At 59.3% G+C, this 20,727-nt stretch carries 18 protein-coding genes and 3 tRNA genes; 14 read left to right on the forward strand and 7 right to left on the reverse strand.

Going from position 1 to position 20,727, the window contains the following annotated elements:
* Positions 1 to 3: 3 nt before the first annotated feature.
* Positions 4 to 909, reverse strand: coding sequence for a transcriptional activator NhaR (nhaR, locus tag BM019_RS27460; RefSeq protein ID WP_007927225.1), 906 nt, complete (start codon positions 907 to 909; stop codon positions 4 to 6).
* A gap of 135 nt (positions 910 to 1,044) precedes the next feature.
* Between nhaR and BM019_RS27465 the strand changes: the two genes are divergently transcribed.
* Both BM019_RS27465 and BM019_RS27470 read left to right on the forward strand, forming a co-directional pair.
* On the forward strand, positions 1,045 to 1,293 hold the full coding sequence (locus BM019_RS27465; RefSeq protein WP_009044657.1) for a hypothetical protein: 249 nt from the start codon (positions 1,045 to 1,047) through the stop codon (positions 1,291 to 1,293).
* Between the two features lie 30 nt (positions 1,294 to 1,323).
* Positions 1,324 to 2,079, forward strand: a complete 756-nt coding sequence (locus tag BM019_RS27470) for a TerC family protein (protein ID WP_092421839.1) — start codon at positions 1,324 to 1,326, stop codon at positions 2,077 to 2,079.
* Between the two features lie 79 nt (positions 2,080 to 2,158).
* Here BM019_RS27470 and BM019_RS30890 read toward each other — a convergent pair whose 3' ends face one another.
* Complete coding sequence (locus BM019_RS30890) at positions 2,159 to 2,326, reverse strand: hypothetical protein (protein WP_009044656.1); 168 nt, start codon at positions 2,324 to 2,326, stop codon at positions 2,159 to 2,161.
* Between the two features lie 222 nt (positions 2,327 to 2,548).
* Between BM019_RS30890 and BM019_RS27475 the strand changes: the two genes are divergently transcribed.
* Positions 2,549 to 3,223, forward strand: a complete 675-nt coding sequence (locus BM019_RS27475; RefSeq protein WP_037004852.1) for a PA2778 family cysteine peptidase — start codon at positions 2,549 to 2,551, stop codon at positions 3,221 to 3,223.
* Positions 3,224 to 3,313: 90 nt separating this feature from the next.
* On the opposite strand, the gene pbpG is transcribed toward BM019_RS27475, so the two are convergent.
* Entirely contained in the window at positions 3,314 to 4,252 is a 939-nt protein-coding gene (gene pbpG, locus BM019_RS27480; protein ID WP_009044654.1) for a D-alanyl-D-alanine endopeptidase, read from the reverse strand.
* Between the two features lie 283 nt (positions 4,253 to 4,535).
* Positions 4,536 to 5,390, reverse strand: a complete 855-nt coding sequence (gene folD / locus BM019_RS27485) for a bifunctional methylenetetrahydrofolate dehydrogenase/methenyltetrahydrofolate cyclohydrolase FolD (protein WP_007927213.1) — start codon at positions 5,388 to 5,390, stop codon at positions 4,536 to 4,538.
* Between the two features lie 280 nt (positions 5,391 to 5,670).
* Between folD and BM019_RS27490 the strand changes: the two genes are divergently transcribed.
* The 9 genes from BM019_RS27490 to BM019_RS27535 all read left to right on the forward strand — a co-directional run bounded on the left by BM019_RS27490 (position 5,671) and on the right by BM019_RS27535 (position 14,951).
* A tRNA-Arg gene (locus BM019_RS27490) sits at positions 5,671 to 5,747 on the forward strand.
* A gap of 40 nt (positions 5,748 to 5,787) precedes the next feature.
* Positions 5,788 to 5,863, forward strand: a tRNA-His gene (locus tag BM019_RS27495).
* Positions 5,864 to 5,919: 56 nt separating this feature from the next.
* Positions 5,920 to 6,004, forward strand: a tRNA-Leu gene (locus tag BM019_RS27500).
* A 423-nt stretch (positions 6,005 to 6,427) separates the two neighbouring features.
* Positions 6,428 to 7,738: a trigger factor gene (tig, locus tag BM019_RS27505; RefSeq protein WP_009044653.1), complete on the forward strand. Its 1,311-nt coding sequence runs from the start codon at positions 6,428 to 6,430 to the stop codon at positions 7,736 to 7,738.
* A gap of 93 nt (positions 7,739 to 7,831) precedes the next feature.
* A complete protein-coding gene (clpP, locus tag BM019_RS27510) occupies positions 7,832 to 8,473 on the forward strand; it encodes an ATP-dependent Clp endopeptidase proteolytic subunit ClpP (RefSeq protein WP_007927205.1) in 642 nt (213 codons plus the stop codon).
* A 106-nt stretch (positions 8,474 to 8,579) separates the two neighbouring features.
* Positions 8,580 to 9,863, forward strand: a complete 1,284-nt coding sequence (clpX, locus tag BM019_RS27515) for an ATP-dependent Clp protease ATP-binding subunit ClpX (RefSeq protein ID WP_007927204.1) — start codon at positions 8,580 to 8,582, stop codon at positions 9,861 to 9,863.
* A 163-nt stretch (positions 9,864 to 10,026) separates the two neighbouring features.
* Entirely contained in the window at positions 10,027 to 12,423 is a 2,397-nt protein-coding gene (gene lon, locus BM019_RS27520) for an endopeptidase La (RefSeq protein ID WP_009044652.1), read from the forward strand.
* A 93-nt stretch (positions 12,424 to 12,516) separates the two neighbouring features.
* Positions 12,517 to 12,846: an HU family DNA-binding protein gene (locus tag BM019_RS27525; RefSeq protein ID WP_020296819.1), complete on the forward strand. Its 330-nt coding sequence runs from the start codon at positions 12,517 to 12,519 to the stop codon at positions 12,844 to 12,846.
* Between the two features lie 233 nt (positions 12,847 to 13,079).
* The gene (locus BM019_RS27535) at positions 13,080 to 14,951 is read left to right on the forward strand and encodes a SurA N-terminal domain-containing protein (RefSeq protein ID WP_085534054.1); all 1,872 of its coding nucleotides are present in this window, start codon (positions 13,080 to 13,082) and stop codon (positions 14,949 to 14,951) included.
* Positions 14,952 to 15,006: 55 nt separating this feature from the next.
* On the opposite strand, the gene BM019_RS27540 is transcribed toward BM019_RS27535, so the two are convergent.
* Positions 15,007 to 16,212, reverse strand: coding sequence for an MFS transporter (locus tag BM019_RS27540; protein ID WP_092421842.1), 1,206 nt, complete (start codon positions 16,210 to 16,212; stop codon positions 15,007 to 15,009).
* Between the two features lie 125 nt (positions 16,213 to 16,337).
* Between BM019_RS27540 and BM019_RS27545 the strand changes: the two genes are divergently transcribed.
* Both BM019_RS27545 and BM019_RS27550 read left to right on the forward strand, forming a co-directional pair.
* Positions 16,338 to 17,237, forward strand: a complete 900-nt coding sequence (locus tag BM019_RS27545) for a LysR family transcriptional regulator (RefSeq protein ID WP_053261889.1) — start codon at positions 16,338 to 16,340, stop codon at positions 17,235 to 17,237.
* A gap of 92 nt (positions 17,238 to 17,329) precedes the next feature.
* Positions 17,330 to 18,187, forward strand: a complete 858-nt coding sequence (locus BM019_RS27550; RefSeq protein WP_092421845.1) for a DUF2242 domain-containing protein — start codon at positions 17,330 to 17,332, stop codon at positions 18,185 to 18,187.
* Positions 18,188 to 18,530: 343 nt separating this feature from the next.
* Here the strand turns inward: BM019_RS27550 and BM019_RS27555 are convergent, their stop codons facing one another.
* On the reverse strand, positions 18,531 to 19,568 hold the full coding sequence (locus tag BM019_RS27555; protein WP_092421848.1) for an AraC family transcriptional regulator: 1,038 nt from the start codon (positions 19,566 to 19,568) through the stop codon (positions 18,531 to 18,533).
* Between the two features lie 4 nt (positions 19,569 to 19,572).
* Entirely contained in the window at positions 19,573 to 20,703 is a 1,131-nt protein-coding gene (locus BM019_RS27560; protein WP_092421851.1) for a carbon-nitrogen hydrolase family protein, read from the reverse strand.
* Positions 20,704 to 20,727 lie beyond the last annotated feature (24 nt).

Genomic DNA, 20,727 nt, shown 5'->3' on the forward strand with positions numbered 1-20,727 from the left:
TCCTCAAGCGCCCATGGCGGTGAACAGCTCGCGGCGGGCGCCTTCGGTGATCGCCACGATGCCGGGGTGCTTGACCTTGCGTTCGACCGAAATGGCGTAGAACGACTCGCTGACCGCATCGGTCTGGCCGATCAGTTGCACGCCGTATTGGCGCCGCACTTCGTCGGCGATCACGCTGGGGCTGATAAAGATCCCGCTGCCTGATTGGCCGAATGCCTGCATCAAGGCACTGTCGTCGAACTCACCGATGATCCTGGGTTGTATCTGCTGCTCGGCCAGCCAGCGCAGCAGCCGGCTGCGCACCACGGTTTCCTGCCCGGGAATCAGCAGCGGAGCGCCATGCAGGCTATGGGGAAAGTTGGTTCCATAGCGCTCGGCCAGTTCTTCGGTGGCGAAAAAACTGATACCGCATTCGCCGAGTTTCTGGCTGTAGCCCTTGATGTCCAGGTGCGAAGGCATGGGGCTGTCGGAAATCACCAGGTCCAGGCGCTGGATGGCCAGGTCGGCCAGCAGGCGTTCGAGTTTGTCCTCGCGGCAGGTGATGCGGATCGGTTCGTTCAACTCCATGGTCGGGGCGATCAGGCGGTAGACGATCGATTTGGGCACCACATCGGCCACGCCGACCCGAAACAGGATCTGCTGTTCGTTGGGCTGGGCCTGGAGCATGGCTTCCAGTTCGCCGCCGAGCTGGAACATCTGCTCGGCGTAGGGCAGGGTCTGGCGCCCGGCTTCGGTCAGCTCCAATTGCCGGCCGACCCGGCGAAACAACTCGATGCCGTAGGTTTGTTCGAGCAGGGTGATCTGGCCGCTGATGGTTTGCGGGGTCAGGTTCAGTTGCTCGCAGGCCCGGACGATGCTGCCGGTCTTGGCGACGACCCAGAAGTAGTGCAGTTGGCGATAGTTGAGCATGGCTGGCTTTGATTCGTAAAAATCGAAGTATAGCTGTTAAAAATACGAATTTTCCTGAAGTGTTCGCCTCCATAGAATGCCTCGCTATTGACGGGCCATCGTCTCGGCCCGGTCCGTTCTAACGAGGAAAGCGCAATGACCTATAAATCCATCGCCGCATCGTTGCTGGCGTTGTCGTTGATCACCCTTGCCGGTTGCGAGCAGGCGGAGAAAAGCGCGCAGCAGCTGTTGGGCAAGGCCGCGGAAAACGCCAAGCAGGCGATCGACGACACGCACAAGGCCGCCGAACAGGCGATCAGCGACGCGACCCAAGGCTTGATCAGCAAGCAGGAAAAGCCGGCTGACGAGGCCAAAGAAGCCACCTCGTCGTCCCAGGAAATCTGATTCCCCCATACCCCGACTCAGGACTGAGCCATGGAATACCTTTTACAACTCGCCGCCAGCCCCACCGCCTGGGTCGCCCTGGCAACCCTGGTGGTCATGGAAATCGTGCTCGGCATCGATAACCTGATCTTTATTTCGATCCTGACCAACAAGCTGCCCGAGCAACACCGGGCCAAGGCCCGGCGGATCGGTATCGGCATGGCCCTGATCCTGCGTCTGGCACTGCTCAGCACCATCGCCTTCATCGTGCAGCTGACCGAACCGGTGATCGATGTCTTCGGCCAGGTCTTCTCCTGGAAGGACATGATCCTGATTGCCGGCGGCTTGTTCCTGCTGTGGAAGGCCACCACGGAGATCCATCACAGCATGGACCCGGAGCCGCAGGACAGCAAAAGCGAGACCGCGGGCGTATCCTTGGGTTTTGCTGCGGCGATCGGCCAGATCCTGATGCTGGACATGGTGTTCTCCATCGACAGCATCATCACCGCGGTCGGCATGACCGAACACTTGCCGATCATGATCATTGCGGTGGTGGTGTCGGTACTGGTGATGTTGCTGGCGGCCGAGCCTCTGGCCAAGTTCATCAATGACAACCCGACGGTGGTCATGCTGGCCCTGGGCTTCCTGATCATGATCGGCATGACCCTGATCGCCGAAGGTTTCGGTGCCCATGTGCCAAAAGGTTATGTGTACGCGGCCATGGCCTTCTCGGCGGCCATCGAGGGGCTGAACATGCTGGCTCGTCGTGCCCGGCAGAAGCGGGTGGCGGCGGAAGTCGAAGCCTGATTTACGGCAATAACCGACGGCGGCCTGTGTTCAAGGACACAGGCCGCCGTTTTTTATTGGGCAGAAGAAAAAGTACCAGTCAGTGCGCGGTGGCGTGATGCCGGGCCGGTTTTGCGGTTTTCGCGGCGGGAGTCGGCAAACGCGGATGATGGTGTCGGCGAACGATCCGCAAGACACCCCAGAGCATGGCAGCGGCAACGGCCAGCCAGCCGCCGATCAGCATCAGGATTGTCGTTGTCAGGCTCATGCATGCCTCCTTGTTGCCCTGTCCAGGGCACACACTCTTCGCAATGGACAGTCTAGTCGCGGATGTGTTTCAAGCCATTGACCAATAGTCGAGTGTCATCGACCGCTTTGCTCTATGGGACGCAAATTACCGCGGCTTAACGCTATACCCCTGTGTCGCGGCGCCCTATGATCAGCGTTTCGGCCGGGGCTCCTGGCTTGGCGTCTGCACAAGAGAGTCATGATGGAACGGATGTTTCTGCGATTTCGAACACTGTTGTTGGCGGGCGCTTGCGCCCTGACGCTGGCCGGTTGCGCCAGTAGCGTGCAGCCGGAGATTCAGCGCCTGCCCGAGCGGGTGGAACTCAACGGCGTGCCGTTTTTCCGCGGCGAAACCTATCAGAGTGGCCCGGGCACCCTGGCCAGCATGCTGTCCCAGCAAGGCATCGCGATCACTCCAGGCCTGCTGGACAAGCCGCTGCACCTGCCTGGCGCCGAGGCGAAGTTGCAGCAGAACATGCTGACCCTGGCGCGTGAGTACGGGATGGTGGTCTATCCGCTGGACGACAATTTATCGGCGCTGCTGACCCAGGTTGCCGCGGGATACCCGGTGATGGTGCGTTACACCGAAGGTTCGGCGTTCTGGGCCGAGCCTCGTTATGCCGTGCTGGCGGGCTATAACCGACACAAGCAGACAGTATTGCTGCGCGCGGGAATGAATCGTCGTCTGTTGATGGACTTTGCCAAGTTCGAGTCGGCCTGGAGCAATGCGGGACACTGGGCGGTGTTGATTCAGGGGCCGACCCAGGTGCCAGCCCAGGTCGATCGTCAGCGTTGGTTGAAGGCAGCCGATGAGTTGGCCCAGGCCGGGCAGGAGAACGCGGCGGCACGGGCGACCAAGGCGTTGAGCGCCAACTGAGGTTGCAGAAACGCTGACGGCGCCCAGGGGCGCCGTCTTTGAAAGGGCCGCGATCGACAGATCCGCGGCCTTTTTTGTGTCTGCCAGCTTCTATTCGGCAGTCTGGGCGACGCCGCTCTGACGGCTTTTCAGGTTTTTGCCGGCCTTGTAGCTCAAGGCGGCATTCGGTACCGAGCCGCTTTTACCTGTTTCCAGCCACTGGCGGATACGGCTGGCATCGGCGAAGTGCGTGTACTTGCCAAAGGCGTCGAGAATCACCAGGGCGACCGGGCGGTTGCTCATGCTGGTCACCAGTACCAGGCAGTGGCCTGCTTCATCGGTAAAGCCGGTCTTGGTCAGTTTGATGTCCCAGTTGGCCCTGTTGACCAGGTGATCGGTGTTGCGAAAGCCCAGGGTGTAGTTGGGTTTGCGGAACGCCACGGTCTTTTCCTTGGTGGTGCTCAGCTCGCTCAGCAGCGGGTATTTGCGCGCCGCCAGCAACAGTTTGCTCAGGTCGCGGGCGGTGGACACGTTATGGACCGACAGGCCGGTCGGCTCGACATAGTGCGTGCTGGTCATGCCCAGTGCCTTGGCCTTGGCGTTCATGGCGGCAATAAAGGCTGCGTACCCGCCCGGGTAGTGGTGGGCGAGGCTGGCGGCGGCACGGTTTTCCGACGACATCAGGGCGATCAGTAGCATCTCCTTGCGCGGGAGTTCGCTCTTGAGCTTGACCCGGGAAAACACGCCTTTCATTTCCGGGGTGTTGCTGATGTCCACGGAAATGTACTCATCCAGTGGTTGTTTGGCGTCGAGTACGATCAGACCGGTCATCAGCTTGGTTACCGACGCGATGGGCACGACCACGTCGGGATTGCTGGAGTAGATGACCTTGTTGGTCTGCAGGTCCAGCAGCATGGCGCTGCCGGAGGCAATGTGCAGTTGGGAAGGGTCGCGCGGCGCTTCGGTGGTTTCGCGAGCGACGGCGCTCTGCGTGATAAAGGTGCCTGTAAATGCAAAAAATAGGCTCAGGATAGAAAGACGGATTTTCACGCGGGCGGACTCATGAAGTGGATATGCCGTTCTGCAACGGGCTGCTTTCAGAAAAACGTTACATTTTATGAGTATGTGCCAGGAAAGAGCTACACGCCCGTAGGTAAAGGGCTTCAGGTAAATTAAATTTCATCCTGTATCAGTTTTGTATCAGTTCGGTTCCCTCCTTTCTGGTGAGTTGATCGTCACTGCAAGCGGGGGCTACCCGCTTCAGGTTTTCGGCGAGCAGAAACAAAGAACCCCGCCAGTGGCGGGGTTCTTTTATCCGGGCTATTTCCCTGCGTCAGTCGTGCAGCGTTTCTGCCGCATACAACGTGTTTTCCAGCAGGCAGGCGCGAGTCATCGGGCCAACACCGCCCGGTACCGGGGTGATCCAGCCGGCGCGGGGCAGGGCGGTCTCGTAGACCACGTCGCCCACCAGCTTGCCGTCTTCCTGGCGGTTGATGCCGACGTCGATGACGATGGCGCCTTCCTTGATCCACTCACCCTTGACCAGGCCCGGCTTGCCGGCGGCCACGACCACCAGGTCGGCACGCCCGACGTGGCCGGCCAGATCCTTGGTGAAGCGGTGGGTAACGGTAACGGTGCAGCCGGCGAGCAGCAGCTCCATCGCCATCGGGCGCCCGACGATGTTGGAAGCACCGACCACTACCGCATCCATGCCGTACAGATCGGCACCGGTGCTTTCCAGCAGGGTCATGATGCCTTTCGGCGTGCATGGGCGTAGCAGAGGGATACGTTGGGCCAGGCGACCGACGTTATAAGGATGGAAACCATCCACGTCTTTATCCGGGCGGATGCGCTCCAGCAGCTTGGAGGCATCGAGGTGTTCGGGCAGTGGCAGTTGCAGCAGGACGCCATCGATGTTCGGGTCATCGTTGAGGCGGTCGATCAGGCCGGCCAGTGCTTCTTGAGTGGTGTCAGAAGGTAAGTCATAGGCTTGTGAAAGAAAGCCGACCTCTTCGCAGTCTTTACGCTTGTGCGAGACATAAACCTGAGAGGCCGGGTCGCTGCCGACCAGGATCACCGCGAGACCTGGAGTACGCAGGCCTTGCTGGCGACGCTCGGCGACACGTTTGGCGATCTGCTGGCGCAGGCTAGCGGCGATCGCTTTGCCGTCGATTAGTTGTGCAGTCATGACGCGTGATTAACCATCGAGAGGGAGAGAAAAAGAGAACGCATTCTCGCATGCCAGGACGTGAGGGCAAAGGCGCTTGGTCTGCAAATTCCCCTAACTCCTTTAATTAAATGAATTTTTTTCAAAAAAGAGTTGACGACCTAACGGCTCGTCTATAACATTCGTCGCACTTGTCGGGCACAGCCTAGCACTGGTTAAGAAGGTCGGGCAGAGTTGATGTTTAACTCGTAACGACTGAAAGCACTTAGTTTGTAATCATTAAAGAATACAGATTAATAAGGCGCCCGTAGCTCAGCTGGATAGAGCATCCGCCTTCTAAGCGGATGGTCGCAGGTTCGAGTCCTGCCGGGTGCGCCATTAGGCAGCTTTGGCACAAGTAACGCAACAACGCAATATGGTGGGCGTAGCTCAGTTGGTAGAGCACAGGATTGTGACTCCTGTTGTCGTGGGTTCGATCCCCATCGTCCACCCCATATTCCGAAAGGCGCCAGATTAATAGTCTGGCGCCTTTGCTTTAAAAGCTTGATACGCGGACGTGGTGGAATTGGTAGACACACTGGATTTAGGTTCCAGCGCCGCAAGGTGTAAGAGTTCGAGTCTCTTCGTCCGCACCAATTAAGTAGCTATTTATATAGCAGAAAACGGCGCAGCACCTGAAAAGGGCTGCGCCGTTTTCGTTTCAGAAGTCTGTATTTCCAGCGGGTTGCAGGTAGTGGGCCGGGGAGGCGACGAAATACTCGTCCTTTTGTCGCTGGAATGCTGAAGGTTTACCGGTCGGGCTGTGGTTTGGTCCGATCATCAGGGGTGTGACGTGCCATTCCTTCTATATATAGAAGCATGGGTGCAGAGGCCCTGGTTTGATTCGCTGTATTTGCTCTCAGGGCGCGGCTCAACCGTTGGTCCCCGCCTTTAAATCGCCAGCTGTTTTTTTACCCGTTTTCAGTAGGGTGACTTCTTGAGTTTGACCCACTAGAATGCATGCCCTTGATTCTGGGGTCGGAAACGGCCGGCTAACGTCTGTGCAACGAGGAATATCCATGCAAGTTTCTGTTGAAAATACTTCTGCTCTTGAGCGCCGCATGAGCATCACCGTGCCGGCTGAGCGCATCGAGACACAGGTCAACAAGCGTCTGCAGCAGACTGCCCAAAAGGCCAAGATTCCAGGCTTCCGTCCTGGCAAAGTCCCAATGAGCGTGATCCGTCAGCGTTATGAAGCTGATGCGCGTCAAGAAGCTGTGGGCGATGTGATCCAGGCTTCCTTCTACGAAGCTGTTGTCGAGCAGAAGCTGAACCCGGCTGGCGCTCCTTCGGTTGAGCCAAAGGTTCTGGAGAAGGGCAAGGATCTGGAATACGTTGCAACGTTCGAAGTGTTCCCTGAGTTCACCGTTGCCGGTTTCGAGTCCATCGCCGTTGAGCGCCTGAGCGCTGACGTGGCTGATGCCGATCTGGACAACATGCTGGAAATCCTGCGCAAGCAGAACATTCGCTTCGAAGTGGCCGACCGCGCCGCTCAGAACGAAGACCAACTGAACATCGATTTCGTCGGCAAGGTCGACGGTGAAGTGTTCGCTGGCGGTTCCGCCAAGGGCACTCAGCTGGTGCTGGGTTCCGGCCGCATGATCCCAGGCTTCGAAGAAGGCCTGGTCGGCGCCAAAGCGGGTGAAGAGCGTGTTCTGAACCTGACTTTCCCAGAGAACTACCAGAACCTGGACCTGGCTAACAAAGCCGCCGAGTTCACTGTCACCGTCAACACCGTTTCCGAGCCTAAGCTGCCAGAGCTGACCGAAGAGTTCTTCGCTCAATTTGGTATCAAAGAAGCCGGTCTGGAAGGTTTCCGCGCCGAAGTTCGCAAGAACATGGAGCGCGAACTGCGTCAGGCCATCAAGTCCAAGGTCAAGAACCAGGTAATGGACGGCCTGCTGGCTGCCAACCCGATCGAAGTGCCTAAGGCTCTGCTGGACAACGAAGTGAACCGTCTGCGCGTTCAGGCCGTTCAACAGTTCGGTGGCAACATCAAGCCTGATCAACTGCCGGCCGAGCTGTTCGAAGAACAGGCCAAGCGTCGCGTTGTACTGGGCCTGATCGTGGCCGAAGTGGTCAAGCAGTTCGACCTCAAGCCTGACGAAGCCCGCGTGCGCGAGCTGATTCAGGAAATGGCTTCTGCTTACCAAGAGCCAGAGCAGGTCGTGTCCTGGTACTACAAGAACGAGCAGCAACTGAACGAAGTCCGTTCGGTTGTGCTGGAAGAACAAGTTGTGGATACTGTTCTGCAGAAAGCTAGCGTGACCGACAAATCGGTCTCTTACGAAGAAGCGGTCAAGCCGGTAGAAGCACCACAAGCCGACTGATTTTTTACTCGTTCGAAAATACACACCATAAGCCAGCCTTCGCGCTGGCTTATGCGTATTCAAGACATGACTATTTGGGAGTGACTGCAGGACATGTCCCGCAATTCTTATTATCAGCAGAGCTCTGACATCCAGGCCGCAGGCGGCCTGGTCCCGATGGTTATCGAGCAGTCCGCCCGTGGCGAACGCGCCTATGACATCTACTCGCGCCTCCTCAAGGAGCGGGTGATCTTCCTGATTGGCCCGGTAGAAGACTACATGGCCAACCTGGTCGCGGCACAATTGCTCTTCCTTGAAGCGGAAAACCCGGACAAGGACATCCATCTCTACATCAACTCGCCAGGCGGTTCGGTGACTGCAGGCATGTCGATCTACGACACCATGCAATTCATCAAGCCGGACGTTTCCACCATCTGCATCGGCCAGGCCTGCAGCATGGGGGCCTTCCTGCTCGCCGGTGGCGCAGCGGGCAAGCGTCATTGCCTGCCTAACTCGCGGATGATGATTCACCAGCCATTGGGCGGTTTCCAGGGCCAGGCGTCGGATATCGACATCCATGCCAAGGAAATCCTGCACATCCGTTCGCGTCTGAACTCGCTGCTGGCTCATCACACCGGTCAGAGCCTCGAGACCATCGAGCGCGACACCGAGCGCGACAACTTCATGAGCGCAGAGCGTGCGGCTGAATACGGCCTGATTGACTCTGTGATCACCAAGCGTCAAATGCCTGCCTAAGCAACTCAAATGTAGGTGGTTGGTTTAACCGGCCACCTGTGGGCTTGAAAAAGCCCGCAATTGCCTTCATCTTGTGTTGCAAGCCTATCGGATTTGGATCGATCGAATGACTGACACCCGCAACGGCGAGGACAACGGCAAACTGCTTTATTGCTCCTTCTGTGGCAAAAGCCAGCATGAAGTACGCAAATTGATTGCCGGCCCCTCGGTCTTTATCTGCGACGAGTGCGTCGACCTGTGCAATGACATCATCCGTGAGGAGGTGCAGGAAGCACAGGCCGAAAGCAGCGCGCATAAATTGCCTTCGCCTAAAGAAATCAGCGGCATCCTTGATCAGTATGTGATTGGTCAGGAACGTGCGAAAAAGGTTCTGGCAGTAGCGGTATACAACCACTACAAGCGCCTCAACCAGCGTGACAAGAAGAATGACGAGGTCGAACTGGGCAAGAGCAACATCTTGCTGATCGGCCCTACAGGTTCGGGCAAGACTCTGCTGGCAGAGACCCTGGCGCGCCTGTTGAATGTACCGTTCACCATTGCCGACGCCACCACCCTGACCGAAGCCGGTTATGTGGGTGAGGACGTCGAGAATATCATTCAGAAACTGCTGCAGAAGTGCGATTACGATGTAGAGAAAGCTCAAATGGGCATCGTCTATATCGATGAAATCGACAAGATTTCCCGCAAGTCTGACAACCCTTCGATTACCCGTGACGTTTCGGGTGAAGGCGTTCAGCAGGCCCTGTTGAAACTGATCGAAGGTACTGTGGCTTCCGTTCCACCTCAAGGTGGTCGCAAGCATCCGCAGCAAGAGTTCCTGCAGGTCGATACGCGCAACATCCTGTTCATTTGCGGTGGTGCGTTCTCGGGGCTGGAAAAGGTTATTCAGAACCGTTCGACTCGCGGCGGCATCGGCTTCAATGCCGAAGTACGCAGCAAGGAAGAGGGCAAGAAGGTCGGCGAATCCCTGCGTGAAGTCGAACCGGACGATCTGGTCAAGTTCGGCCTGATTCCGGAGTTCGTGGGTCGTCTGCCGGTTCTGGCAACGCTGGACGAGTTGGATGAAGCAGCGCTGATCCAGATCCTCACCGAGCCGAAGAACGCCTTGACCAAGCAGTATGCCAAGCTGTTCGAGATGGAAGGCGTCGATCTGGAGTTCCGTACCGATGCCCTCAAGTCGGTCGCCAAGCGTGCGCTTGAGCGCAAGACCGGTGCTCGCGGATTGCGTTCGATTCTCGAAGGCGTGTTGCTCGACACTATGTATGAGATCCCCTCGCAGTCCGAGGTGAGTAAAGTAGTGATCGACGAAAGCGTTATAGAAGGTAAGTCCAAGCCACTGTATATCTATGAAAACAGTGAGCCGACTGCCAAGGCAGCCCCGGACGCCTAAGCGCCGGACTGCTGGTTTGATAGAAGGGGCCTTCGGGCCCCTTTGCTTTTACTGCCTTTAAAGTACTGTCTTTGAGCTTGTTTTTTTTCGAGGCAGCCCCCATCTTGGTTTCAAGCTTACTTCCATCTGTTTACGGCCTTATGGCCGCCGTAGAGGCGAAATCATGAAGACAACCATCGAATTGCCTCTCCTGCCATTGCGTGATGTCGTGGTTTATCCGCACATGGTTATCCCGCTGTTCGTGGGGCGCGAGAAGTCTATCGAAGCCCTCGAGGCTGCGATGACGGGCGACAAGCAGATTCTTCTGTTGGCTCAGAAAAATCCTGCTGATGATGATCCCGGTGAAGATGCACTCTATCGCGTAGGTACCATTGCCACTGTTCTGCAATTGCTCAAGTTGCCCGACGGCACTGTCAAAGTACTGGTCGAGGGCGAGCAGCGGGGCGCTGTGGAGCGTTTCAGCGAAGTGGACGGCCATTGCCGTGCCGAAGTCTCCCTGATCGATGAGGTGGACGCACCTGAGCGCGAGTCGGAAGTCTTTGTCCGTAGCCTGCTGTCCCAGTTCGAGCAGTACGTGCAGTTGGGCAAGAAGGTCCCCGCCGAAGTGCTGTCGTCCCTCAACAGCATCGATGAGCCGAGCCGCCTGGTAGACACCATGGCCGCCCATATGGCGCTGAAGATCGAGCAGAAGCAGGAAATTCTCGAAATTATCGACCTGTCGGCGCGTGTCGAACACGTGCTGGCGTTGCTGGATGCGGAAATCGATCTGTTGCAGGTCGAGAAGCGCATTCGCGGTCGCGTGAAGAAGCAAATGGAGCGTAGCCAGCGCGAGTACTACCTGAATGAGCAGATGAAGGCCATTCAGAAAGAGCTGGGTGACGGTGACGAAGGTCATAACGAAGTCGAAGAGCTGAAAAAGCGCATCGACGCCGCCGGCTTGCCAAAGGATGCCCTGGCCAAGGCCCAGGCCGAGCTGAACAAGCTCAAGCAGATGTCGCCGATGTCGGCTGAAGCCACAGTGGTGCGTTCGTACATCGACTGGCTGGTTCAGGTGCCGTGGAAGGCCCAAAGCAAGGTTCGCCTGGACCTGGCGCGTGCCGAAGATATCCTCGATGCCGATCACTATGGCCTGGAAGAAGTCAAAGAGCGGATTCTCGAATACCTCGCTGTGCAAAAGCGTGTGAAGAAGATTCGTGGTCCGGTACTGTGCCTGGTCGGGCCTCCAGGGGTCGGTAAAACCTCCCTGGCAGAGTCGATTGCTCACGCCACTAACCGTAAATTCGTACGCATGGCCCTTGGCGGCGTGCGCGATGAAGCGGAAATTCGCGGCCATCGTCGTACCTATATTGGTTCGATGCCGGGAAGATTGATTCAAAAGATGACAAAAGTGGGCGTTCGCAACCCGCTGTTCCTGCTCGATGAAATCGACAAGATGGGCAGCGACATGCGCGGCGATCCGGCTTCGGCATTGCTCGAAGTGCTCGATCCCGAGCAGAACCACAACTTCAACGACCACTATCTGGAAGTCGATTACGACCTCTCCGATGTGATGTTCCTTTGCACCTCCAACTCGATGAATATTCCGCCAGCGTTGCTGGACCGGATGGAGGTGATTCGTCTGCCGGGTTACACCGAGGACGAGAAGATCAACATCGCGGTCAAATACCTGTCGCCGAAGCAGATCCAGGCCAACGGCCTGAAGAAAGGCGAGCTGGAGTTCGACGAAGAAGCCATTCGCGACATCATCCGCTACTACACCCGCGAAGCCGGTGTACGTGGGCTGGAACGCCAGATCGCCAAGGTTTGCCGCAAGGCGGTGAAGGAGCATGCGCTGGAAAAACGCTTCTCGGTGAAGGTCACTTCCGACCTGCTGGAGCACTTCCTCGGCGTGCGCAAATTCCGCTACGGCCTGGCCGAGCAACAGGATCAGATCGGTCAGGTAACGGGCCTGGCCTGGACCCAGGTCGGTGGTGAGCTACTGACCATCGAAGCCGCCGTGGTACCTGGCAAAGGTCAGTTGATCAAGACTGGTTCGCTGGGCGACGTGATGGTCGAATCGATCACCGCGGCACTGACGGTGGTGCGCAGCCGTGCGAAGAGCCTGGGAATCCCCCTGGACTTCCACGAGAAGCGCGACACCCATATCCATATGCCGGAAGGGGCGACCCCGAAAGACGGCCCTAGCGCTGGTGTAGGCATGTGCACGGCCCTGGTTTCTGCGCTGACCGGTATTCCGGTGCGGGCTGATGTGGCCATGACCGGGGAAATCACCCTGCGTGGTCAGGTGTTGGCTATCGGTGGTTTGAAAGAGAAACTTCTTGCAGCACATCGTGGTGGAATCAAGACCGTCATCATTCCAGAAGAGAATGTGCGCGATTTGAAGGAAATTCCTGACAATATCAAGCAGGATCTGCAAATTAAGCCAGTTAAATGGATTGACGAAGTCCTCCAAATTGCGCTGCAATACGCGCCGGAGCCCTTGCCGGATGTGGCTCCCGAGATAGTTGCAAAGGATGAAAAACGCGAGTCTGACTCTAAGGAAAGAATTAGCACGCATTAGTACGCATTAGCCTGGGGGGCTTCCTTGACAGCTTTTTAGAGCCCTTGTTATAAAGCGGCTCTTAAGTGTCTGTAGGCCATTCAGCACTGGTTTTTGCTTTCACCAAAAAACTTAGAATCATACTCAAATAGATATATAAGGGGACTTAGAGTGAACAAGTCGGAACTGATTGATGCTATCGCTGCATCTGCTGATATCCCGAAAGCTGCTGCTGGCCGTGCGCTGGATGCAGTAATCGAATCCGTCACTGGCGCTCTTAAGGCTGGCGACTCCGTTGTACTGGTTGGTTTCGGTACTTTCTCTGTTACCGATCGTCCTGCTCGCATTGGTCGTAACCCACAGACCGGTAAGACGCTGGAAATCGCTGCAGCCAAAAAACCAGGTTTCAAAGCCGGTAAAGCACTGAAAGAAGCCGTTAACTAAGCCTCCTTCAAGCCTTTGCCTACCCGGGTCGGGGTCTTTCCCGACCTGGCAGCGGAGCGGTAGGGCAGCCGGTTAGAAATCCGGTTTGTCACATCGGGGATCGAAGGTTCGAACCCCTGTCCGCTCCGCCAGTTACGAGAAAGGCGCATCCTCGGATGCGCCTTTCTTCTATCCGGACTCTACCCACGCTCCACGGTTGCTTAATTTGAAGTACAACCGTTTCTGGGGGACGCATGCTGCAGAATATCAGGGACAATTCACAAGGCTGGATTGCCAAGACCATTATCGGGGTCATCGTCGCACTGATGGCGCTGACCGGTTTCGATGCCATTTTTCAAGCCACTTCCACCAGTCAGGACGCGGCCAAGGTCAATGGCGAAGAAATCACCCAGAATGAGTTGAGCCAGGCGGTTGATATGCAACGCCGTCAGCTCATGCAACAACTGGGCAAGGATTTCGACGCTTCCTTGCTCGACGAGAAGCTGCTGCGTGAAGCCGCTCTCAAAGGTCTGATCGACCGCAAGCTGCTGCTGCAAGGCGCGGAAAACTCCAAGTTCGCGTTCTCTGACGCTGCTCTGGATCAGGTGATCCTGCAAACGCCGGAATTCCTGGTGGACGGCAAGTTCAGCCCTGAGCGTTTCGACCAGGTGATCCGTCAGCTGGGTTATAGCCGGATGCAGTTCCGTCAGATGCTGGCTCAGGAAATGCTGATCGGCCAGGTACGCGCTGGTCTGGCTGGCAGCGGTTTCGTGACCGATGCACAGGTGCTGGCATTCGCTCGTCTGGAAAAGCAGACCCGCGATTACGCTTCCCTGACCATCAAGGCCGACCCCGCGGCAGTCAAGCTGACCGACGATGAGGTCAAGGCTTACTACGACGAACACGCCAAGGAATTCATGTCGCCGGACCAGGTGGTTATCGACTATCTGGAGTTGAAGAAGGCTTCCTTCTTCGATCAGGTCAGCGTCAAGGACGAAGACCTGCAGGCGCTGTATCAGAAAGAAACCGCCAACCTGTCCGAGCAGCGTCGTGCCGCGCACATCCTGATCGAAGTGAACGACAAGGTGAACGAAGCGCAGGCCAAGGCCAAGATCGAAGAGATCCAGGCGCGTCTGGCCAAGGGCGAAAGCTTCGAGGCGCTGGCCAAGGAGTTCTCCCAGGATCCGGGTTCGGCGAACAACGGTGGTGACCTCGGTTATGCCGGCCCTGGCGTCTATGACCCGGCCTTCGAGGAAGCGCTGTACGCCTTGAACAAGGACCAGGTATCGGCACCGGTACGCACCGGTTTCGGTTTCCACCTGATCAAGCTGCTGGGCGTCGAGGCACCTGAAGTGCCAAGTTTCGCCAGCCTGAAAGACAAGCTGACCCGCGAGCTGAAAACCCAGCAGGTCGAGCAACGTTTTGTCGAGGCGACCAAGCAGCTGGAAGACTCCTCGTTCGAAGCCTCGGACCTGGCCCAGCCGGCTCAAGAGCTGAAACTGACCGTGCACACTTCCGCACCGTTCGGGCGTGAAGGGGGCGAGGGCATCGCCGCCAACCGCGCCGTGATTCAGGCTGCTTTCAGCCCTGAAGTGCTGGATGAGGGTGCCAATAGCACCGCTATCGAGCTGGACCCGGAAACGGTAGTGGTCCTGCGCGCCAAAGAGCACCGCAAGCCAGAGCAGCTGCCGTTGGAAAGCGTCGCCAGCAGCATCCGCACGCAATTGGCCAAGGAGCACGCCAGTGCTGCCGCCAAGGCCAAGGCCGATGCCTTGATCACCAGCTTGCGTGAAGGCAAGACCGCGCTGAAGGCGCCTGTCGACGGTCAGAGCTGGAAGGTTTCCGAAGCGGTGACCCGTGGCCAGGAAGGCGTCGAGCCGATCGTGCTGCAGACCCTGTTCCGCATGGCCAAGCCAGCGGCCAAGGACAAGCCGACCTTCAGCAGCGTGACGCTGCCGAACGGCAGCCTGGTGGTCTTGCAACTGAGTGGTGTGAACGAAGCCGCTGCACCAACCGATGAAGAGAAGGCCCAGTACCGTCGCTTCCTCGCGTCGCGTGTGGGTCAGCAAGACTTCGCCGCGTACCGCAAGCAGTTGGAAAACCAGGCTGACATCAAGCGCTTCTGATGCCCGACTGAAGTAACAAACAGGGACCCTGGCCAACGCGCCGGGGTTTTTGTTTTCAGCGTATGGCGGGAAACCCATGGCGTCGGGCGTTCACGGCCACCAGCAGGCAAGCCAGCAACAGGCCGATGATCACCCAGGGAAACGACAATACGCCCGGGCCTTCCAGCAGCACGCCACCCACCAGCCCGCCCCCGGCGATCGCCAGGTTCCAGGCGGTCACCAGCATCGACTGTGCGGCATCGGCAGCGTTCCCGGCAGCCTTGGCCAGCGCGGTTTGCAGCAACGTGGCCAGGCCTCCGAACGACAATCCCCAGAGGGCTATCGAGGCATAGACCGCCATCGGCGTATCGGCCTGGAACGCCAGCAGCAGCGCCGAAAGAGCGAACAGGACGCAACTGACCAGTACCAGTTGACGCAACCAGCGATCGATCAGTAGGCCGACGATCCAGATGCTCAGCAGTGCGGTCAGGCCGAACGTCAGCAGTACCCGGTCAATTTGCCCGCCGATGCCGGCCGGCTCCAGAAACGGTGCGATATAGGTGTACAGGATGTTGTGGCCCAGGACATAAGCGAAGGTCACGAACAACACTGGCTTGACCCCGGGCAAGGCGAACACGCCCGTGAGCGGCAAGCGTTTGTCGGCGCGCTGGCCGGGAAAGTCCGGCACCTGCCAGCGCACCCAGCCGAGCAACAACAGCGTCAGCAGAGTCATCAGCGCAAAGCTCACCCGCCAGCCCACCAGCGTGCCGAGCAGTGTGCCCGCGGGGATCCCCAGGGACAGTGCCAATGGTGCGCCAAGCATGGCCACGGCGATGGCTCGCCCCTGCAGGTGCGGTGCGACCATGCGGCTTGCGTAGCCGGCCAGCAGGGCCCAGAGCAGCCCGGCAAATACCCCGGCGAACAAGCGGGCGACCAGGGTCAGGCTGTAGTTGGTGGAGATCGCGGTGACACTGTTGACCAGGGCAAAGCCGCCGATCGCGATCATCAGCAAGGGGCGGCGGCGCCAGCCCTGGGTGAGGATCACCAACGGGATCGCCGCCAGCAGTGAGCCAATGGCGTACAGGGTGACCAGTTGGCCGACCAGCGCCGGGGACACCGCCAGGTCCTGGCTCATCTGCGGCAGCAGGCCCGCGGGCATGGCCTCGGTAAGAATGGTGATGAAGCCGGCGGTCGCCAGCGCCAGCAGGCCACCCAGTGGAAGTCGGTCGCGACGCCTGGACTCGATGTCCAGCAGGTCGGCGGTGGCAAGAGGTTTGGTCATGGTGTCAGGCTCGCTACAGGTTTCAGGAAGTAGGGAGGCTGAGGGTAGGGCGCTGTGGTAAAGAGAAAAATAGGCTAAGGTTCCGAACTTATCGGACATCTGTGTCCGTAATGGTGAGGTCGGCGATGGACTGGTTGAGCAATATCTCGGTCTTCCTGCATGTGGCGAAAACCCGCAGTTTCACCGAGGCGGGGCGGTTGTTGGGGGTATCCTCGTCGGCTGTCGGCAAGAGCATCGCGCGGCTCGAGGAGCGCCTGGAGACCCGGCTGTTCCATCGCAGTACCCGCAGCATCACCCTGACCGCCGAAGGCGCGAGTTTTCTCGAGCGCTGCCGCAGAATTGTCGCCGAGGCCGAGGCGGCCGAATTCGATCTGTGCAAGTCTTCCAATGCCCCGCGGGGCAAGTTGCGAGTCAGCCTGCCGCAGGTTCACGGCCTGGTGATGCCGGTATTGGTGGAGTTCATGCAGCGTTATCCGCAGATCGAACTGGATATCGAGCTGACGGACCGCATAGTGGATGTCGTGGAGGAGGGCTTCGATGCCGTGATACGGACCGGCAGCCCCGGCGACTCGCGGCTGGTGGCCCGGTCGCTGGGCCAGTTCCGCCTGGTGCTGGTGGGCACGCCTGGGTACTTTCGCGAGCGGGGCGTTCCGCAGGCCCCCGCGGACCTGGCTAACCACGGGTGCTTGCGGCATACCTTCCATAACACCGGCAAATTCGAGCATTGGCCGCTGCGACGAGCGGTCGATGCCCCGGAGCCGCTGTTGCCGACGCGTTTTGTCAGTACCTCTATCGAAGCGGTGGACCACGCCGTGCGCAGTGGGCTGGGGATCGCCTGCCTGCCCGATTTCATGGTGCGTGAGGCGGTTGCACGGGGCGAGTTGCAGCAGGTGCTCGATGAGCATCTGGAACACAGCGGCACCTTCTGGCTGCTCTGGCCTGCGAGCCGGCACACCGCCGCCAAGCTGCGGGTGTTCATCGATCATCTGTGTGCGCGACTTTTTCCGGCAAACCGTGGTCAGTAACCTTGTATTAATTTTTAAGACACTAATCCGCGCGCCCTGTGGCCTCGAACTGTTGCACAATACGCCCCGGACCGTTTTCCTCAGGATTTTCGATGCATAGATCATTTCACCTGCGTGCTGCCGGGTTGACGCTGCTGCTGGCGGCCGTCGCCGGTTGTTCGTCGCAGAAGACCGCCATTTACGAGCATGAAAACTTCGATGACTCCGGCACTTTTTCGCGCAATTACCCGGTGAATGAGACGGCGTCCTGCGAGGCCGCCCGTCGCGCCTTGCTCAGCCAGGGCTATATCATCACCAGCAGCGATCCGAAGCTGGTCAGTGGTCACAAGAGCTTCCAGCAGACCGGCGAAACCCACATGGAGATCAGCTTCAGCGTGGTGTGCGCCCAGGATGGCAACACCGGCCACCGTTCCACGGTGTTCGCCAACGCCCTGCAAGACCGTTATGCCCTGAAGAAGGTCAACAACTCGGCAAGCCTGGGGGTGGGTGTGCTGGGCTCGGTATCGATGCCGATCGGCTCGACCGACGACTCGATGGTCAAGGTCGCCAGCGAGACGGTTTCCTCGGCGAAGTTCTATGAGCGTTATTTCGCCCTGGTGGAGCTGTTCCTGCCGCAGGAAGCGAAAAAGGCCGCGCACATCATCGAGAAACCCAAGACCGATCTGGGCGTGCCCGAACCCAAGCCCGCCGAGCCTGCCGCAGCGCCGGCCCCGGCGCCAGTGACGCCCCAACCGGCGCCTGTTGCACCGGCCGCCGAGCCGGCCCCGGCCATTCCGTCCGTAGCGCCAGCCGAATCGAACCTCTCGCAACCGCTGGCACCACCGGCGGAAGCGGCGCCCATTGCGCCGGGCGCACCTGCCGAGCCGACGCCGCCCACCGAGATCGTTACCCCGCCTCCCGCCAGCACCTTGCCGGCGCCGACAGAGCCGATTCCGGCGCTGCCACAGTAAGCATCTGCGGATAGCTGCGAGATCGACCCAGGTGTCGATCCCGCGGTTGCCGAGCCTCTCTGAACATTTCTTTGCCAGCTCGCGGGTAAATCCGTTGCCAGCTGCTACGTTCCATTTGATGGACGCAGATTGCGCACGGTATTTTTTCTGTCATACCGGCACTTTATGCTGACGGCTAAGTCAGTAAGAAGACTACTCAGCGAGCAGATTACCTACACCCCACACAAAGGAGTCCGCCATGGACGATTACCAAGAAGAACTGCTGGAATTCCAGGCTTTCGAACTGGACCCGCTGGAACCCGCAGAAGACGCCACCGAGCTGTAACGCCGGTGGCGTTTTTTTTCAGGCGGACTGCCGGTGGCTGCGACGAAATTCACCCGGTGTCTGGCCGCTCCAGCGCTTGAAGGCGCGTTGAAAGGCCTCGGCTGAGGCAAACCCCAACAGATAGGCAATTTCCCCGAAGGCCAGTTCGGTATCGCGAATGTAGGTCATGGCCAGGTCGCGGCGGGTGTCGTTGAGAATGGCGCGAAACTGCGTGCCTTCCTCGGCCAGTTTGCGGCGCAAGGTCCAGGTTGGCAGCTTCAGGCGTGCCGCCACTTCTTCCAGGTCGGGTTCCCGGCCACCATTGAGCAAAGGCCCCAGCAACTGAGTGATGCGTTCACGCAGGCTGCGGGTGCGGGTCAGTTGCTCCAGTTCCCGTTCACACAGTTGCAGCAGATGGCGCCAGGTGCTGGGGCAGTGCTCGACATTGCGCTGGGCCAGGGTGGCCTGGCTCAGGCGCAGCTGATTGTGCTCGGCGCCGAACTGGATCGGGCAATCCCCCAGGCTGGTGTAGCGTTCGCGGTAATCGGTCTGGGCAAACTCGATCTCGATGCGTTCGGCCTTGACCGGTAAGTCGAGGCTGCCCAGTTGCTGGAGCCAGCCGGCCAGGATCGAATCCACCACAAAGCGGTTGTAGGCGTTATAGGGGCTGATGGAGTAGAAGCGCAGCCAGGCGCCGTCGGCGTCTTCGTGGAAGCTCGACTGGCCGCGATAGTTCGAGCCATACAGGGCCTCGAAGCGGGTCAGGCAGCGTGCGGCTTCACGCACGGTCGGCGCCTGGGCGGCGGTGACGCCCGCCAGCCCGGCCTGGCTCAGGCGGCTGAGCTGGCCCATGCGCAGCCCCAGCGCCGGATCGCCGGTCAGTTGAATCGCCGCATGGCCCAGGCGCATGTAACGGGGAATCGACAGCCGCGCCCCGGCCTCGGCCAGGCGCGCGGCATCCAGTCCGTATTGTTCCAGCAGCGGCTGCGGGTCGAGGCCATGGCTGCGCACCGCGTCGGCCAGGCTATGGACGAAGCCCACCGACAGGTCTCCGAGGCGCATCGGCTGGGGCTTCATGGATTTACAACCAGATATTCAGCAAACGCGCGCCACGGGCATCGCCATCGGCGAAGTGCTCGCCGTTGCTGTTGATGAAGCTTTGTCCGGCGCTGCCCTGATCCCAGAACTGGCCGCGCAGAAACACGCTGACACCGGCGCTGGCCAGGCTGCTGGGCACGCGACTGGTCAGGGTCAGGCGACGCCAGGCCTCGCCTTCGCTGACTTCTTCCGGCTTGAGGCTGACCTCGCTCGGGGTCGAGAGGTTCTTGTAGCCGCGCCACGGCCGGTCCCAGGCGCCGCGGCCCATGACGAAGGCCGGGACCGCCACCAGTTGCGCGCCCTGGGCGTTGAGCTTGCGGTAGTTGTCCGGGTACCAGCTGTCGCTGCCGATCAGCACGCCCAGGCGGCCGGCCGGGGTGTCGACCACCTGGACAGCCTGGTCGGCGCTGGCCTGGATAAAACCGCGTTCGTCGAAGGTCGGGTACAGCTGGCGTTGCGGCTGGCCGATCGGCAGGCCGTCGCTGCCGAAGACCAGGGTGGTGTTGTACAGCGCGCCGCTGCCGATGCGCAGGTTGCTGCCTTCGATCACCGGCTCGGGCAGGACAATGGAGCCGGCCACCAGGGTGATGCCAAATTCCTTGGCCAGGCCGCCGAACAGCCGCTGGTATTGATCGGCCATGCTCCTGGCCTTCATCCGCAGGTGCGCGTCGTCCAGGCGATTGTCACCCTTGGCGGTGATCAGGGCGCGCAGGAAGGGCAGTGGGTTGCTCACCGCCAGCCAGTTCATCGCCTCTTTCAGGCTGGCGGCCTGGTACAGCTCGTTTTTCTCGCCGCTGACCATCAGCCAGGTGCCGATGTGCTCCGGCAGCACCACCACGGTCTTTTCGTTCAGCAGCCCCTGGTCCCGGGCCTGCTGCAGGTAGGCCGCGAGCTTGCGGTGCAGGCGCTCGGGACTCTGGTAGTCGGTGGGGAACAGTTCGGGCTGGATGCCCAGCAGATTGCCATGGTCGGCGGGGGTGCCCTGGTCCACCGCGAGCTGGATACGCAGATCGGACAGGTAATGGCCGATCGGTCGCTCGCGGGTCCACAGTGTGTAGCTGGTCAGGGCGGCAATCAGGGCCAGGGTGAAGGTGAAATAAAGAAGTTTGCGCATGGGAAGACAGTCGGCAGCCGTGTG

The organism is Pseudomonas sp. NFPP07, assembly GCF_900115645.1.
GTDB classification, from domain to species: Bacteria; Pseudomonadota; Gammaproteobacteria; order Pseudomonadales; family Pseudomonadaceae; genus Aquipseudomonas; species Aquipseudomonas chlororaphis.